Source organism: Stenotrophomonas maltophilia complex sp. Om-AH-Sm3 (assembly GCF_059337855.1).
Genome location: NZ_JBYBLQ010000013.1, coordinates 22,440 through 37,844 on the forward strand (window position 1 = coordinate 22,440; position 15,405 = coordinate 37,844).

Sequence of the window (15,405 nt, forward strand, 5' to 3'; positions counted from 1 at the left end):
ACCCCGCCTACCATGCAATCCGCGCCCACGGGCGCGGGCCGCCTGAGCCAACGAGAGCAGCCATGGCCGAGTTTTCACTCCCCAAGAATTCCAAGATCACGAAGGGCAAGCACTTCCCCGTCAAGAACGGCGGCAAGAATGTGCGCACCTTCAAGATCTACCGCTGGAGTCCGGACGACGACAGCAACCCGCGCACCGATACCTATGAAGTCGATCTGGACGCCTGTGGCCCGATGGTCCTGGACGCCCTGATCAAGATCAAGAACGAGATCGACCCGACCCTGACCTTCCGCCGCTCCTGCCGCGAAGGCATCTGTGGTTCGTGCGCGATGAACATCGACGGCACCAACACCCTGGCCTGCACCCGAGCCATCTCGGACTGCGGCAAGAAGGAAGTGCCGATCTACCCGCTGCCGCACATGAACGTGGTCAAGGATCTGGTTCCGGACCTGACCCACTTCTACGCGCAGTACGCCTCGATCAAGCCGTGGATCCGCACCCAGACCCCGGCACCGCCGGACCGTGAGCGCCTGCAGTCGCCGGAAGACCGCAAGAAGCTCGACGGCCTGTATGAGTGCATCCTGTGCGCCTGCTGCTCGACCAGCTGCCCGAGCTACTGGTGGAACGGCGAGCGTTACCTGGGCCCGGCGATCCTGCTGCAGGCCTATCGCTGGATCATCGACTCGCGCGATGAGGACACCGGCGCGCGCCTGGACGATCTGGAAGATCCGTTCAAGCTGTACCGCTGCCACACCATCATGAACTGTGCCCGGACCTGCCCGAAGGGCCTGAACCCGGCGCTGGCGATCGCCGAGATCAAGAAGCTGATGATGGAGCGCCGCGCCTGATACAGGCCTGGCAGTACCCGGTGGAGCCACGCCACGCGAGGCTGCACCACCCAGTAGAGCCACGCCATGCGTGGCTTTGCTGTATCTGGAGAAGCACGATGGAAGACGATGTCCTGCTGAAGAAGCTGCGCTGGCGCTGCCGCCGCGGCATGCGAGAACTGGACCAGCTGTTTGGCCGCTACCTGGACCACGAATGGCGCACTGCGCCGACCGAAGAGCGCGAGGTTTTCCTGTTCCTGCTCGACTGCGAGGACGATAAGTTGTGGCGCTGGTTCATGGGCTATGAGGCCTGCCCGCATGCGCACGCGATCCCCCTCATGCAGAAGATCCTCGCCCTCAAGCCTTGAGTGGCGCCCCTCGCGGCTGCAGGCCGCCGCCCAGGTCGTGGTGCTGCTGGCCGCCCCCTGGTTGCTGCGTGCCTCCGATCTGCCTGCGCGGCTGCTGATGCCCGCGCTGCTGCTGGCCTGGGGCGTCGGGTTGGCCGAACTGGCCTGGCGCCAGCGCCGGCCGCGCGTGCAGGTGCTTCTGCCTCCGCTTCCCGGGCCACTGCAGGTGGCCGGGCGGGACGTCGATACGCCAAGGCTGGTGGTGCGTGGCCCATGGCTGTTGTTGCTCTGGCGTGAGGATCGGCGCCGCCGGCGCCTGCTGTTCTGGCCGGATGTGCTCGATTCCGGGCAGCGACGTGAACTGCGACTGGCCGTGGCCGCACGCAGCGTTTCCCGTCAGCCCCGGTCGATGGCACCATAAGCTGAATTGACCGGCGTGCCTGCATGTTCAAACCCATTCCCGTGGCCATTGGCCTGCGCTACCTGCGCGCCAAGCGCCGCAACGGCTTCATCTCCTTCATCTCGATGGCATCGATCCTGGGCATCGCGCTCGGCGTTACGGTGCTGATCACCACTCTTGCGGTGATGAGCGGTTTCCAGAAGGAAATCCGCAGTCGCCTGCTGCAGATGACCGCACACACCACCATCAGCCGCGACGGTGAACCGATGCCGGACTGGATGCGCGTGGTCGATGTCGCCCGCAAGGATCCGCGCGTGGCGGGTGCCGCGCCGTACATCGAGATCCAGTCGATGATCAGCGGCCCGCGCGTGCAGGGTGCGATCATCCAGGGCATCGATCCGGCCCTGGAGCCGAAAGTCTCGGTGATCGACAGGAAGGTCACCAAGGGCAGCTATGACAGCCTCAAGCCGGGCAGCTTCAACCTGCTGCTGGGCAAGGAGCTGGCGATCTGGCTGGGCGTGGACGTTGGCGACCAGGTGCTGGTGACTTTTGCCGAAGTGCAGGGTACGCCTGCCGGTGCAGTGCCACGGATGAAGCGCTTCACCGTCAGCGGCATCTTCGAGGCCGGGTACAACGAGGTCGATCGCGGCGTCGGCTTCGCCAACATGCAGGACCTTGAGCGCGTGCTGCGTAGCGACGGCGCCACCGGCGTGCGGCTGAAGCTGCACGACATGGACCGTTCGCTGGAAGTGGGCGTGGATCTGGCGCAGAGCCTCGGTGGCGCCTATCGCGTGAGTGACTGGACGCAGCAGAACGCCAATCTCTACCACTCGCTGCGCATGGAGAAGGTGGTGATGGGCATCCTGCTGTCGCTGATCATCGCCATGGGGGCCTTCAACCTGGTGTCCTCGCAGGTGATGCTGGTGACCGACAAGCAGGCCGACATTGCCATCCTGCGCACCCTGGGCCTGACCCCGGGCGGGGTGATGCAGGTGTTCATGGTGCAGGGCTCGTTGATCGGCATCTTCGGCACGCTGGCCGGCCTGATCGGTGGCATCACCCTGACCCTCAACCTGGAACGCATCCTCGGCGCCATCGAGAGCGTGTTCAACGTCAAGCTGCTGCCGGAGGATGTGTACTACATCACCGGCCTGCCGACCGACATGCAGACCGGCGACGTGGTGGCGATCACAGTGGTCGCGCTGCTGATGAGCTTCCTGGCCACCCTGTATCCCGCCTGGCGGGCAGCACGCACCCAGCCGGCGGAGGCCCTGCGTTATGAATAAGGTCGTCAACCGCGGCGATGAAGTGATCCGCGCCGAAGCGCTGGGCAAGACCTATGCCGAAGGGCGCATGCAGACGCCGGTGTTCGATGGGCTGGACCTGACCGTGACTGCTGGCGAGACGGTGGCGATCATCGGTGCCTCCGGTGCCGGCAAGAGCACGCTGCTGCACCTGCTGGGCGGCCTGGACATTCCGACTGCCGGCGAAGTGTATGTGACCGGCCAGCGCATGTCGGCGCTGTCGGATACCGCGCGCGGTCTGCTGCGCAACCAGGCGCTGGGCTTCGTCTACCAGTTTCATCACCTGCTGCCGGAATTCACCGCGCTGGAAAACGTGATGATGCCGGTGCTGCTGGCCGGCACCGCCGTGGCCGAGGCGAGCAGCCGGGCGACCACGCTGCTGGAAGCGGTCGGCCTCGGCCATCGCCTGGACCACAAGCCGGGCGAGCTGTCCGGCGGCGAACGCCAACGTGCCGCAGTGGCGCGTGCGCTGGTCAACCATCCGGCCTGCGTGCTCGGCGACGAGCCGACCGGCAACCTGGATGACCGCACCGCCGGCACCGTGTTCGAGCTGATGCTGGAACTCAACCGCGCGCGCCATACCAGCCTGGTGCTGGTGACCCACGACCGCAGCCTGGCGCGGCGCCTGGACCGGGTGCTGGAGCTGCGCGAAGGGCGCCTGCACGCGCTGGCCCACGCCGACGTCTGAGTGCTGGGACCGCTTTGGTAGAGGCCGGCCTTGGTCGGCTGCTCCTGCAGGGCAAGCGCCAACCAAGGTTGGCGTCTACCGTGGTCCGGCCAGTAGCCGCCGACCGGCGGCTGAATGGGGCGCGAGCCGTCGCGCCGGCGTTGCCAGCCCAGGCGCATGATGGCGACAGTTCCCCGAGGAGATCGCCATGAAGACCCCGATCCTGATGGCCGGACTCTGCCTGGCACTGGCCGCCTGTGCGACGACCGGCCGGCTCAGCAGTACCGAGAAACTGGATCTGTACCGTGCCCACGCCGGCGCGCCGCAGAACGACATGCAGTTCTTTGGCAGCCTCAATGGCTGGACCGAGCTGGGCGACAGTGCGCTGGCGGTGTGGACCCGTCCCAGCGAAGCCTATCTGCTGGAGTTGAATGGTCCCTGCCAGGACCTGCCGTATGCGACCGCCATCGGTCTGACCAGCAGCATGGGCCGTGTGTCGTCGCGCTTTGACAAAGTGCTGGTGCGCGACCCCACCGGCGGCCCGCGCCTGCCGTGCTTCATCAACAGCATCCGCAAGCTGGATGTGAAGGCGCTGCGCGCGTCCGAGCAGGAGCTGCGCCAGGCGCAGGTGCAGGAGCGCGAGGAAAACACCGCACCGGCGAAATGATCGAAAAAGGGGACGGAGGGGATTAAGTCGTTTGTGCCACAAACGACTTAATCCCCTCCGTCCCCTTTTGGGTTGTCAGGTTTCCGGGGTGAAGCCGGCCGGCTTTTCCGCGTCCTTCTCGAACAGGAACTTGACCAGTTCGCCTTCAAGGAACGCACGATGTTCCGGCGTGCGCGGCGACAGCCGGTTCTCGTTGATCAGCATGGTCTGGTGGGCCAGCCACGCGGCCCAGGCCTGCTTGCCGATGTTGTTGAAGATGCGCTGGCCCAGCTCGCCGGGGTAGGGCACGAAGTCCAGGCCCTCGGCATCGCGTTGTTCGTACTGGCAGAAGACGGTTCGGGGCATGGCATTCACTCGTGGTTGCGGGGTTTGCTGGAATTTCGTTTCGGCGTCTTGATCGTGGCGCCGTCGAGCAGTTTGCGGATCGGTGCCGGCAGGCCCAATGCGGGTAGCTCGTCGTTGGCGACCCAGCGCAGCGTGGGTTCTTCCACACGCAGGCCGCGCACCTTCCGTGACAATACCTGCAGGTGCAGCCTGTAGTGGCTGAAGGTGTGCTGCAGCACCGGCAGTTCCTCTGCATCTTCCAGCGAGCCGTCGACATGTGCGTCGAACCAGTCCTGCAGGTCGCTGCCGGCCTCGGCCTGCGGCAGCGTCCACAGCTGCGCCCAGATGCCGGTGTCCGGCCGCTTCTGCAGCAGCACGCGTTGCTGGGCGTCGCGCAGCAGCAGGGCGACCGCTTCGCGTTCGGGCAGGGTCTTGCTGGGCTTGGGCGTGGGCAGTTCAGTGGTGCGGCCTTCGCGCCGCGCCACGCACGCGTCCTGCAGCGGGCAGATCACGCAGGCCGGCTTGGCCCGGCTGCATACCGTCGCGCCCAGATCCATCTGCGCCTGGGTGTAATCGGCCATGCGCCCGGCCGGCACCTGCGCGACGTGCGCCTGGGCAATCGCCCACAGTTGTTTCTCGATGGCCGGCAGGCCGGGAAAGCCGTCGATGCCGTGGTAGCGGCTGAGCACGCGCTTGACGTTGCCGTCGAGAATCGCGAACCGATCGTTCCATGCCTGGCTGAGGATCGCACCGGCGGTGCTGCGGCCGATGCCGGGCAGGGCATGCAATGCATCGAAATCGCGCGGCAGGTCGCCGTCGTGCAGTTCCACGCAGCGCTTTGCGGCGGCATGCAGGTTGCGTGCGCGGGCGTAGTAGCCGAGCCCGGCCCACTGCGCCATCACCGCGTCATTGCTGGCGGCGGCGAGCTCGGGCAGGGTTGGGAAGTGCTGCAGGAACCGCTGGAAGTACGGGATGACCGTGGCCACCTGGGTCTGCTGCAGCATGATCTCCGACAACCAGACCCGATAGGGGCTGCGCGGGTGCTGCCAGGGCAGGTCATGGCGACCGTGGTCGTCGAACCAGTGCAGCAGGCGGGCGACGAAGTCGTCTTCCTTGGCAGTGTCGGCGCTGGCGTGCGGCTGGCGGGGCATGAGTGTTCCGGAAGGAGGCAGCCACCCATGGGGTGGCTCTACCAGATCGCAGTAGAGCCACGCCATGCGTGGCTGCACGGTGTATCAGGCGCCCAATGCTTCGGGCAGCAGGGCGTCGACGAAGGCTTCCGGGTCGAATACACGCAGGTCTTCCGGGCGCTCGCCAATGCCGGCGAAGCGGATCGGAATGCCGAACTCGCGGGCCAGTGCGAACACCACGCCGCCCTTGGCGGTGCCGTCCAGCTTGGTCACCACCAGGCCGGTCACGTTCACTGCGGCATTGAACTGGCGCAGCTGCGACAGCGCGTTCTGGCCGGTGGTGCCGTCGATCACCATCAGCACCTCGTGCGGGGCGGTGGGGTCGATCTTGCCGAGCACGCGGCGGATCTTGCCCAGCTCGTTCATCAGCCCGGACTGGGTGTGCAGGCGGCCGGCGGTATCGGCGATCAGCACCGAGGTGCCGCGGGCCTTGCCGGCCTGCAGCGCGTCGAATGCCACCGAAGCGGCATCGGCGTTCTGCCCCTGCGCAACCACGGCCACGCCGTTGCGCTCGCCCCAGGCCTGCAGCTGGGCCACGGCGGCGGCGCGGAAGGTATCGCCGGCAGCCAGCATCAGGCTGTGGCCGTCATCCTTGAAGCGCTTGGCCAGCTTGCCGATGGTGGTGGTCTTGCCGACGCCGTTGACGCCGACGGTGAGCACTACGAAGGGCTTGGCATTGCGGTCGATCACCAGCGGCTTGGCCACCGGCTGCAGGATCGCGATCAGTTCGGCGCGCAGCGCGGCCAGCAGCGCATTGGCGTCGGCGAACTCGCGCGACTTCATGCGCTTGCGCAGGCCCTCGACCAGATCGGTGGTGGCGCCCACGCCGACGTCGGCGGTGATCAGGGCGGTTTCCAGCTCGTCCAGCAGATCGTCGTCGAGCTTGGGGTTGCGCGAGAACAGGCCGCCGAAGCTGCGCGCGATGACGCTGTTGCGCAGGCGCTCGCGCCAGCCGGGCTTGCCGGCGGGCGCCGGCGGGGCATCCACCAGCGCAGGCAGGTCGGTGGCCGGGGCGGTGGGTTCCTCGACCGGAATGACCGGAGCCAGAGGAGCCAGCACAGCGGCCGCAGCGAGCGCTTCAGCCTGGACGTCCTCGGGCGCGGTGGCCGGCTGCGCAGCTGGCACGGCAGGCACTTCGGCGACCGGGGCCGGTTCCGGTGCATGTGCGGGTGCATCGGCTTCGACCACCGCAGCGGTGGGTGCGTCTTCGGCCGGGGCGGCCGACGGGAACGCCGCCGCCAGCTCTTCAGCCGAGTAGTGCTGGGTCTTGGGCGCCTCCGTGGTGGGGGCATCCTGGGGCTTCTTGCGGCGGAAAAAACTGAGCATTGGCAAAAGGCGCTGAAATCAGAGGGATATGCTACCACTCGGGCCTGTCGGGCCGATGTGGACTCAAGGTCGCGGCCGGCCGGCCGTTAACCGGTCCGGAGGGTTGCGCGGAGCGGCCCGGAGACCGCCATGAACAACGTGATGGGAATCGCCCTCGGCGGGATGCGTGCGGCCCAGCAGGGCGTGCAGGTGGCAGCGCACAACGTGGCCGATCTGGCCACCCCCGATGCGCAGCGCCTGCAGTTGCAGCGCGGTGCCACTGGACAGGGCGGGGTGCAGGCCTCGGTGACTGCCGCCGGCGCCGATGTCGGTGCACCGCTGGGAGATCTGCTGGCGGCGAAAGCCGAGGTAGTGGCCTTCGCCGCCAATGCCTCGGTGATCCGCCGCCAGGACCCGTTGCTGGGTTCGCTGCTGGATCGGGAAGCCTGAGCCCCTCGGCAGGCGCGAACCGCCGCCCCTGGTGGGTGCCAACCCTGGTTGGCATGCTTACCCGCCCTGGCAGGTGCCAACCTTGGTTGGCACGCTTTTGGGGCGCCAACCAAGGTTGGCCTCTACCAAGGCACCGCTGGGCCATGCCCGGCGACCACCGCCTCGATCAGGCCGACAGCTCCAGCAGCAGCTTGTTCAGGCGCGCCACATAGGCACCCGGATCCTTCAGGCTGTCACCGGCGGCCAGCGCGGCCTGGTCGAACAGCACCCGGCCGAGGTCGTCGAAGCGCGCGCCATCGGCTTCGGCGTCGAGCTTGGCGATCAGCGGATGGCCCGGGTTGATCTCCAGCACCGGCTTGCTGTCCGGCACCTTCTGCCCGCTGGCTTCCAGGATCTGGCGCATCTGCAGGCCCAGGTCCTGCTCGCCGATGGCCAGCACCGCCGGCGAATCGGTCAGGCGGTGCGACACGCGCACCTCGGCCACTTCGTCACCCAGGACCGTCTTGAGCCGCTCGACCAGGCCCTGCTTGTCCTTTGCTGCCGCTTCCTGTGCCTGCTTGTCCGCATCGGTTTCCAGTGCGCCCAGGTCGAGATCGCCACGGGCGATGTCGACGAAGCCCTTGCCGTCGAAATCGGTCAGGTAGCCCATCAGCCACTCGTCGATGCGGTCGGTCAGCAGCAGCACTTCCACGCCCTTCTTGCGGAACACTTCCAGGTGCGGACTGTTGCGCACCTGGCTGTAGCTCTCGCCGGTGAGGTAGTAGATCTTGTCCTGGCCTTCGGTCATGCGGCCGATGTAATCGGCCAGCGACACGCTCTGCGCATCGCCGTCGCCACGGGTGGAGGCGAAGCGCAGCAGGCCGGCCACCTTCTCGCGGTTGTTGTAGTCCTCGGCCGGGCCTTCCTTCAGCACCTGGCCGAACTCCTTCCAGAACGTGGCGTACTGCTCGGGCTTGTCGGTGGCCAGCTTCTCCAGCATGTCCAGCGAACGCTTGGTCAGCGCCGATTTCATCGAATCGATGACCGGGCCGGACTGCAGGATCTCGCGCGAGACGTTCAGCGACAGGTCGTTGGAATCGACCACGCCCTTGATGAAGCGCAGGTACAGCGGCAGGAACTGCTCGGCCTGGTCCATCACGAACACGCGCTGCACGTACAGTTTCAGGCCCTTGGGCGCATCGCGGTGGTACAGGTCGAACGGCGCGCGGCCGGGCACGTACAGCAGCGAGGTGTACTCCAGCTTGCCCTCGACCTTGTTGTGGCTCCACGCCAGCGGGTCGCTATGGTCGTGCGCTACGTGCTTGTAGAACTCGGTGTACTCGGCGTCGCTGATCTCGGTGCGCGGGCGGGTCCACAGCGCGCTGGCGCGGTTGACGGTCTCCCACTCGACGGTGGCGCCTTCTTCGCCACCTTCCTTCGGCATCTGGATCGGCAAACCGATGTGGTCCGAGTACTTCTTGAGGATGCTGCGCAGGCGCCAGCCATCGGCGAAGTCGTGCTCGCCGTCCTTCAGGTGCAGCACGATGCGGGTACCGCGCTCGGCCTTGTCGACGGTGGCCACTTCGAAATCGCCTTCGCCACGCGAGGTCCAGCGCACGCCTTCGACCGCAGCCAGGCCGGCGCGGCGCGAGGTCACTTCCACTTCGTCGGCGACGATGAAAGCGCTGTAGAAGCCGACGCCGAACTGGCCGATCAGCTGCGAATCCTTCTTCTGGTCGCCGGACAGCTGCCGCAGGAAGTCGCCGGTGCCGGACTTGGCGATGGTGCCGAGGTGGGCGATGGCTTCGGCGCGGCTCATGCCAATGCCGTTGTCTTCGATGGTGATGGTGTGGGCCGCGGCGTCGAAGCTGACGCGCACGCGCAGCTCGCTGTCGCCTTCCAGCAGCGCCGGCTGGGTCAGGGCCTCGAAGCGTAGCTTGTCGGCGGCGTCGGCAGCGTTGGAGACCAGCTCGCGCAGGAAGATTTCCTTGTTGGAGTACAGCGAGTGGATCATCAGCTGCAGCAGTTGCTTGACTTCGGTCTGGAAGCCAAGGGTTTCGGTCTGGGTGGTCTCGGTCATCGATAGGGCTCCATGTGCAATGCCGCGCCAGCGCGTGCGGCCTCGTCAAGGGGTAGGGGTGATTGTCCCGAAATCAAGGGGTTGTTCGGCCGGGCTGCGCCCGGCACCCGCAGAGGCAAGATCAACAGCAACAGCAACAGCAACAGCGGGCATTCCGTGGGATGGCGGGGCACTGTGGGTTCGCGGGGACGGCGCAAGTACGTCCATGTAGCCTTGGTCGCCGCATCCATGCGGCTCACACCCCGCGAACCCACAGTGCCCCGCCTCTGACAGGTTCACGCGGCTGTTGGTAGGTGTCGACCTTGGTCGACACATCTGTCAGATATCGAAATAAAACTGGGGTCAGATCCGTTTTCCGCAGGAAAACGGATCTGACCCCAAGATGACGTTCCGACAGATCGCAGGAAACTGTCGAAGGCGGGGTGGGTCAGGTTGTGGGGGTGTCCGCGGCATGGATGCCGCGGCCAAGCCCCCATGGACGGGTTTACGGCGTCCCCGACAGCCTGACCTACCCCGCCTACCCCCAGGAAACCAGCTTTTGCCGTTGCTCTGGCTGTTGCTTCGGCCTCTGCGGGTTCCGGGCGCCGCCCGGACGACTACAATCCCGCTCATGCTGAATTTCTCGAACAACCCCCGCCGGGGGCGCCAATGAGCGGCCGTGGGGGCAACGACGGCCAGGTCCGCATCATCGGCGGTCGCTGGCGCAATACCCGCTTGCCGGTGCCGACCCTGCCGGGGCTTCGGCCCAGCAGCGACCGTGTGCGCGAGACCCTGTTCAACTGGCTGATGCCCAAGCTGGGCGGGGCCCGCGTCCTGGACCTGTTCGCAGGCAGCGGCGCATTGGGGCTGGAAGCCGTCTCGCGCGGTGCCGCCCACGCCACCCTGGTCGAGCGCGATGCGCAGCTGGGACGCAACCTGACCGCCGCCGTGGCCAAGCTGCAGGCCAGCGACCAGATCAGCGTCGTGCAGGCCGATGCCCTGCGCTGGCTGCAGGGTGCGCAGGCGCAGCAGGCCGATCTGGTGTTCATCGACCCGCCATTCGCCGATGGCCTGTGGCAGGACGTGCTGGCCCAGCTGCTGCGGCACCTGGCAGCCGATGCCTGGCTGTACCTGGAATCGCCGGCCGGCCACGTGCCGGTGCTGCCGCAGGGCTGGCTGCTGCACCGCGAGGGCAGCACCCGTGAGGTGCGCTTTGCCCTGTACCGCCGTGCCACTGCTACACTTTGACCTCATCTGAACATCTGCTACCGCCCATGACCGTGGCCAACCGCCGCATTGCCGTCTATCCCGGCACGTTCGACCCGATCACCAACGGTCACATCGACCTTGTGAGCCGGGCCGCGCCGCTGTTCGAAAAGGTCGTGGTCGGCGTGGCGCAGAGCCCGTCGAAGGGCCCGGCGCTGCCGCTGGAACAGCGCGTGCAGCTGGCGCGTGGCGCCCTGGCCCACCATGGCAATGTCGAAGTCATCGGCTTCGATACCCTGCTGGCCCATTTCGTACGTTCGGTCCAGGGCGGGGTGCTGCTGCGCGGCCTGCGCGCGGTGTCCGACTTCGAGTACGAGTTCCAGATGGCCAGCATGAACCGCCACCTGATCCCCGAGGTCGAGACCCTGTTCCTGACCCCGGCCGAGCAGCACAGCTTCATTTCGTCCTCGCTGGTCCGCGAGATCGCGCGCCTGGGCGGCGACGTGTCCGGTTTCGTGCCGGCTGCGGTGCTCGAAGCCCTGCGCAAGGTCCGCGAAGCGAAGGCGTCACAGTCGTAAGCCCGCCGTACCTGCACCCCATTACGTACAACACCACGCACCATTCCGGGAGGAAATCCATGAACACCACCATGCGCGCGATGCTGATCGCTTCGTTGGCCCTGGCCTTCACCGCCTGCAAGAAGGAAGAGGCCGCTCCGATCGACGAGGCCAAGCAGGCCCTGGTCGCTCCGTCCAAGGACGACGATGCCGGCTGGAAGAAGTACCTGCAGGAAGTGGCGATCCAGAACATGGGCAACATCACCAACAGCCCGTTCCTGTATTACCTCTCCCCGGAATCGGACCCGGACTTCCAGGCCAAGTACGAGCGCCAGACCGAGAGCGCGACCCAGGCCGTGGCCCGTGGCGTGCAGCCGGGCAACATGCTGGCCTTTGGTTCGTCGGCCTCGGGCAAGATGGCTGACATGATCCAGGCCGTGTTCAAGGACGTGTCGCCGGATTCGATGAAGGGCGTGCGCGTCGTCTTCATCGGCCAGTCGGCCGACAACGCCCGCGTGCAGGCTGCGATCCAGCCGACCGGTGCCGAGTACATTTTCGTCGAAGCCAAGTAATACCGAGCCATGGCGGCCATGCTCCGGCATGGCCCCGGCGGCGTCCTGCAACGGCGCCGCTGATGACCTGACCGGCCCGCGCGCCCGCGCTGGCCGGTCCTTTGTCCCAAGGCGCGGGCGAGGAGTATCGCCATGTCGCTGAAAATCAACGAGCTCTGCGTCAACTGCGACGTCTGCGAGCCGGCCTGCCCGAACCAGGCCATTGCGATGGGTGAAACCATCTACGTGATCGACCCTGCGCGCTGCACCGAATGCGTGGGTCATTTCGACGAGCCACAGTGCGTGGTCGTCTGCCCGGTCGAGTGCATCGACCCGGATCCGGAGATCGTGGAAACGGAAGACCAGCTGTTGGCCAAGCTGCGCCAACTGCAGCACGATCACCCCGAACTCTATGCGGAGCCCCCATCCGAATGAAGACGCTGATCGTCCGCCCCCTGTTGCTGCTCGGCCTGCTGCTGAGTCCGATCGCCTGGGCCGACAGCCCGGCCCGTGCCGAGCGCCCCGACGGCGCAGCCATTGCCAGCGGCCACGCGCTGGCCACCCAGGCCGGCATCGACATTCTGGCGCAGGGCGGCAACGCCTTCGATGCTGCGGTGGCGGTGTCGTCCACGCTGGCGGTGGTCGAGCCGATCAGTTCCGGCCTGGGCGGTGGGGGCTTCTTCCTGCTGCATGACGCGGCTACCGGCAAGGACGTGATGCTGGACGCGCGCGAGACCGCGCCGGCGGCGGCCACGCCGCAGGCCTTCCTCGACAAGCAGGGCAACCTCGACCGCGACCGCTCGGTCAACGGTGCGTGGTCGGCGGGTATTCCCGGCCTGCCCGCAGCGCTGGTCGAACTGTCGGCCAAGCACGGCAAGCTGCCGCTGTCTGCATCGCTGCAGCCAGCCATCCGCATCGCGCGCGAAGGCTTCCCGGTGTACGAGCGCATGGCCAAGGGCTATGCGTCGCGCCGTGAAGTGATGGAGCGCTATCCCGGCACGCGTGAAGTCTATCTGCGCAACGGCAAGCCGATCGCCAGCGGTGACCTGTTCAGGCAGCCGGAGCTGGCGCAGACGCTGGAGCGCCTGGCCGCTGGAGGTTTCGACGGCTTCTACAAGGGCCAGACCGGAAAGCTGTTGCTGGCAGGCGTCAAGCAGGCTGGCGGCAGGTGGACCGCCGAAGAGCTGGCCGGATATCGCGTGAAGCAGCGCGAGCCGATCGTGTTCAACTACAACGGCTGGAAGATCACCACCGCGCCGCCGCCGTCGTCCGGTGGCATCGCGCTGGCCAGCATGCTGCAGATCCTGGAAGGCTGGGACATCAGGAAGATGGATCCGGCGCACCGTACCCACCTGGTGGTGGAGTCGATGCGCCGCGCCTACCGCGACCGTACGTTCTTCCTCGGCGATCCGGACTTCGTGCAGATCCCGCAGAAGGTACTGACCAGCAAGGACTACGCACAGGGCCTGCGCGCGACCATCCATCCGGAGAAGGCCACGCCCAGCGACCTGCTGTCGGGCAATCCGACGCCGCTGGAAGACGACGAGACCACGCACTTCTCGATCATCGACCGCGACGGCAACCGCGTCGGCGCCACCCAGACCGTCAACCTGCTGTACGGCTCGGGGCTCATTCCCAAGGGCACCGGCGTGCTGCTGAACAACGAGATGGACGATTTCGCGCTGAAGCCGGGTACGCCCAATGCCTTCGGCGTGATGGGCTACGAGGCCAATGCGCCGAAGCCGGGCAAGCGCATGCTCAGCTCGATGACGCCGACCTTCATGGAAAACAGCGACAAGGTGATCGTGCTGGGCACGCCGGGTGGCAGCCGCATCATCACCATGGTGCTGCTGGGCATCCTCGGCTACGACGCCGGCCTGGACGCGCAGCAGGTTGCCGCGCTGCCGCGCTACCACCACCAGTGGCTGCCGGATCTGATCGAAGCCGAGGACGATGCGTTCGACGCGGCGACGGTGAAGCAGCTGCAGGCGATGGGCCACAGGATCGACCTGCCGGGCAATGTCGCCGCCGGCGGTCGCGGTTCCAGCCACGTGTGGGGCAACCTGCAGACCGTGGAATGGGACCGCAAGGCGAACAAGCTGTTCGGCGGCAGCGACCCGCGCAATCCGGTGGGCAGTGCCCAGGTCGTGCCGGCCCACTGATGTGGCGGTGCCGGCCACTGGCCGGCAATCTGGCAGATCACCAGGACCCCGCCTACCGGCGGGGTTTCCTGTTTCCTTTCTAGCGATTATTTAACAGTCCGGCGCCGATAATCGACGCATGAAACTCTGGTCTATTCGTGGAAACTCGCAGCGCCTGGACGGCGGCGCGATGTTCGGCAACGCGCCGCGTGCGTTGTGGGAAAAATGGGCGGCTCCGGACGAGCTCAATCGCATCGAGCTGGCCTGCCGTGCGCTGCTTGCCAGTCCGCTGGAAGGCAAGACAGTACTGTTTGAAACCGGTATCGGTGCGTTCTTCGACCCGCGCATGCGCGAGCGTTATGGCGTGCAGGAAAGCCAGCACGTGCTGATCGATTCACTGCGCGAAGCGGGTTTCGAGCACGAGGACATCGACGTGGTGGTGCTCAGCCACCTGCACTTCGATCATGCCGGTGGCCTGCTTGCCGCATGGAGCGAAGGGCGTGAGCCCGAACTGCTGTTCCCCAACGCAACCTATGTGGTTGGTGCGCAGCATTGGCAGCGCGCCGTGCGGCCACACCCGCGCGATCGGGCCAGTTTCATTCCTGAGCTGCCCGGCCTGCTGCAGGCCAGTGGCCGCCTGGAAGTAGTGGAGGGGGAGTACTCGAAGGCGCTCGGCCGCAGCGTGCGCTTCAGCTACAGCGATGGGCATACGCCGGGGCTGATGCTGGCCGAGATCGTTGGCCACGCGCATGCCGGTGAAGATGCGCACGGTGGCGTGGTGTTCTGTGCCGACCTCATCCCAGGTCGTTCATGGGTGCACGTGCCGATCACCATGGGCTATGACCGCAATGCCGAATTGCTGATCGATGAGAAACGGCAGTTCCTTGAAGACAAGCTGGCGCGCAACGTGCGGCTGTTCTTCACCCACGACCCGCAGGTGGCGCTGGCGCAGCTGGGCCGTGATGACAAGGGACGTTTCGTGACCCTGCACGAACAGGGCGAGCTGAAGGCGCGCGCCCTGGGTTAATGGCAGAGCCGAGCGTGGGCTCGGCTCTACATCACTCGTCGTTACGACGCCTTCAGGCAGCTGCTCATGAAGGTCTTGCGCGCATCGCCGGCCAGCTTCTTCGCGCCTGCGTCAGCGTTGCATTTGCGCATGCGTTCCTGCTGCGTATTGACCGGCTTGGTTTCGGCGGCATGACCGCTGAGGCAGGAGCTCTGCGCGGTCTTGTAGGCATCCCCCTTCAAGCCCTTGTTCTTGGCCGAGCATTCGGCCATGCGCTGCTGCTGCGGGGTGGTGGCATTCGCAGTCAGGGGCAGGCCGACCAGCAGGACGGCGGCCAGCAGGAAAGAGGCTTTCATCGGGAGCTCCAAGCGGTGGCGGGTGCGCGGAGCATTCGCTTCCGACCGGTAAGGCCACGTGAAGAATCA

Annotated in this window: 18 protein-coding genes; 13 read left to right on the plus strand and 5 right to left on the minus strand. The window is 66.5% G+C overall.

Annotation, left to right across the window (positions count from 1 at the left end; translation table 11 throughout):
• The first annotated feature begins 62 nt into the window (after positions 1-62).
• The 6 genes from AC10QF_RS15325 (at position 63) to AC10QF_RS15350 (ending at position 4,212) form a co-directional block, all read left to right on the plus strand.
• On the plus strand, positions 63-848 hold the full coding sequence (locus tag AC10QF_RS15325) for a succinate dehydrogenase iron-sulfur subunit (protein ID WP_005409079.1): 786 nt from the start codon (positions 63-65) through the stop codon (positions 846-848).
• 98 nt (positions 849-946) lie between these two features.
• Entirely contained in the window at positions 947-1,195 is a 249-nt protein-coding gene (locus AC10QF_RS15330; RefSeq protein WP_005416134.1) for an FAD assembly factor SdhE, read from the plus strand.
• Positions 1,146-1,595 (plus strand): hypothetical protein, encoded by a 450-nt coding sequence (locus tag AC10QF_RS15335; RefSeq protein ID WP_095377449.1) that lies wholly within the window; start codon positions 1,146-1,148, stop codon positions 1,593-1,595. The genes AC10QF_RS15330 and AC10QF_RS15335 overlap by 50 nt, the downstream gene beginning before the upstream one ends.
• Positions 1,596-1,618: 23 nt before the next feature.
• Entirely contained in the window at positions 1,619-2,860 is a 1,242-nt protein-coding gene (locus AC10QF_RS15340; protein ID WP_053500548.1) for a lipoprotein-releasing ABC transporter permease subunit, read from the plus strand.
• Positions 2,853-3,566, plus strand: a complete 714-nt coding sequence (lolD, locus tag AC10QF_RS15345; protein ID WP_032954095.1) for a lipoprotein-releasing ABC transporter ATP-binding protein LolD — start codon at positions 2,853-2,855, stop codon at positions 3,564-3,566. Before AC10QF_RS15340 ends, lolD begins: the two co-directional genes overlap by 8 nt.
• A gap of 187 nt (positions 3,567-3,753) precedes the next feature.
• Entirely contained in the window at positions 3,754-4,212 is a 459-nt protein-coding gene (locus tag AC10QF_RS15350; protein WP_005416138.1) for a DUF6491 family protein, read from the plus strand.
• 75 nt (positions 4,213-4,287) lie between these two features.
• Here the strand turns inward: AC10QF_RS15350 and AC10QF_RS15355 are convergent, their stop codons facing one another.
• The 3 genes from AC10QF_RS15355 to ftsY form a co-directional block, all read right to left on the minus strand.
• Positions 4,288-4,557, minus strand: a complete 270-nt coding sequence (locus AC10QF_RS15355; RefSeq protein ID WP_005416139.1) for an oxidative damage protection protein — start codon at positions 4,555-4,557, stop codon at positions 4,288-4,290.
• A 5-nt stretch (positions 4,558-4,562) separates the two neighbouring features.
• Positions 4,563-5,687, minus strand: a complete 1,125-nt coding sequence (gene mutY, locus AC10QF_RS15360) for an A/G-specific adenine glycosylase (protein WP_069137883.1) — start codon at positions 5,685-5,687, stop codon at positions 4,563-4,565.
• Positions 5,688-5,771: 84 nt separating this feature from the next.
• Positions 5,772-7,052, minus strand: coding sequence for a signal recognition particle-docking protein FtsY (gene ftsY, locus AC10QF_RS15365; protein WP_494542464.1), 1,281 nt, complete (start codon positions 7,050-7,052; stop codon positions 5,772-5,774).
• A gap of 129 nt (positions 7,053-7,181) precedes the next feature.
• Between ftsY and AC10QF_RS15370 the strand changes: the two genes are divergently transcribed.
• The gene (locus AC10QF_RS15370) at positions 7,182-7,481 is read left to right on the plus strand and encodes a hypothetical protein (RefSeq protein ID WP_494542465.1); all 300 of its coding nucleotides are present in this window, start codon (positions 7,182-7,184) and stop codon (positions 7,479-7,481) included.
• 166 nt (positions 7,482-7,647) lie between these two features.
• Here the strand turns inward: AC10QF_RS15370 and htpG are convergent, their stop codons facing one another.
• Positions 7,648-9,540: a molecular chaperone HtpG gene (htpG, locus tag AC10QF_RS15375; RefSeq protein WP_494542466.1), complete on the minus strand. Its 1,893-nt coding sequence runs from the start codon at positions 9,538-9,540 to the stop codon at positions 7,648-7,650.
• A 648-nt stretch (positions 9,541-10,188) separates the two neighbouring features.
• Between htpG and rsmD the strand changes: the two genes are divergently transcribed.
• The 6 genes from rsmD (at position 10,189) to AC10QF_RS15405 (ending at position 15,001) form a co-directional block, all read left to right on the plus strand.
• The gene (gene rsmD, locus AC10QF_RS15380; RefSeq protein WP_494542467.1) at positions 10,189-10,767 is read left to right on the plus strand and encodes a 16S rRNA (guanine(966)-N(2))-methyltransferase RsmD; all 579 of its coding nucleotides are present in this window, start codon (positions 10,189-10,191) and stop codon (positions 10,765-10,767) included.
• Positions 10,768-10,793: 26 nt separating this feature from the next.
• Positions 10,794-11,303, plus strand: a complete 510-nt coding sequence (gene coaD / locus AC10QF_RS15385) for a pantetheine-phosphate adenylyltransferase (RefSeq protein ID WP_139726975.1) — start codon at positions 10,794-10,796, stop codon at positions 11,301-11,303.
• A 59-nt stretch (positions 11,304-11,362) separates the two neighbouring features.
• The gene (locus tag AC10QF_RS15390) at positions 11,363-11,854 is read left to right on the plus strand and encodes a hypothetical protein (protein WP_494542468.1); all 492 of its coding nucleotides are present in this window, start codon (positions 11,363-11,365) and stop codon (positions 11,852-11,854) included.
• 132 nt (positions 11,855-11,986) lie between these two features.
• A complete protein-coding gene (locus tag AC10QF_RS15395; protein ID WP_004153175.1) occupies positions 11,987-12,268 on the plus strand; it encodes a YfhL family 4Fe-4S dicluster ferredoxin in 282 nt (93 codons plus the stop codon).
• Positions 12,265-13,995: a gamma-glutamyltransferase gene (gene ggt / locus AC10QF_RS15400; RefSeq protein WP_111176681.1), complete on the plus strand. Its 1,731-nt coding sequence runs from the start codon at positions 12,265-12,267 to the stop codon at positions 13,993-13,995. Before AC10QF_RS15395 ends, ggt begins: the two co-directional genes overlap by 4 nt.
• A 118-nt stretch (positions 13,996-14,113) precedes the next feature.
• Positions 14,114-15,001, plus strand: coding sequence for an MBL fold metallo-hydrolase (locus tag AC10QF_RS15405; RefSeq protein WP_005416147.1), 888 nt, complete (start codon positions 14,114-14,116; stop codon positions 14,999-15,001).
• Positions 15,002-15,042: 41 nt separating this feature from the next.
• On the opposite strand, the gene AC10QF_RS15410 is transcribed toward AC10QF_RS15405, so the two are convergent.
• A complete protein-coding gene (locus AC10QF_RS15410; protein WP_065179494.1) occupies positions 15,043-15,336 on the minus strand; it encodes a PsiF family protein in 294 nt (97 codons plus the stop codon).
• Positions 15,337-15,405 lie beyond the last annotated feature (69 nt).